This is a genomic window from Leifsonia sp. SIMBA_070 (genome assembly GCF_046534635.1).
Lineage (GTDB): Bacteria > Actinomycetota > Actinomycetes > Actinomycetales > Microbacteriaceae > Leifsonia.
Genome location: NZ_JAWRYK010001009.1, coordinates 1 through 232, shown reverse-complemented (window position 1 = coordinate 232; position 232 = coordinate 1). Strand labels below are relative to the sequence as shown.

1 protein-coding gene is annotated in these 232 nt (G+C 38.4%); it reads left to right on the top strand.

Annotation, left to right across the window (positions count from 1 at the left end; genetic code table 11):
• Positions 1-18 precede the first annotated feature (18 nt).
• The coding region (locus tag SB754_RS23190) for a hypothetical protein (protein ID WP_410784588.1) at positions 19-232 on the top strand (214 nt) is incomplete at its 3' end.

Below are 232 nucleotides of genomic sequence, written 5' to 3'. Positions count from 1 at the left end.
CAAGAGTATGGAATTCACGTGAAAGATATAACGTTTATACCGCACGGCACCTCAGCTTATTCCTATAAAGTAATCGATCACACTGGTTCATGCTACTTTCTTAAATTATTTGATACCACCGATGACCAGCAAAAACGATCTATCCTACTTCTCGATTCCTATTTACCCATGACTTGGGAAATGTACCGCTTGGGGATAATGAAAAATCTCACCTATCCAATCAAAACGAAAA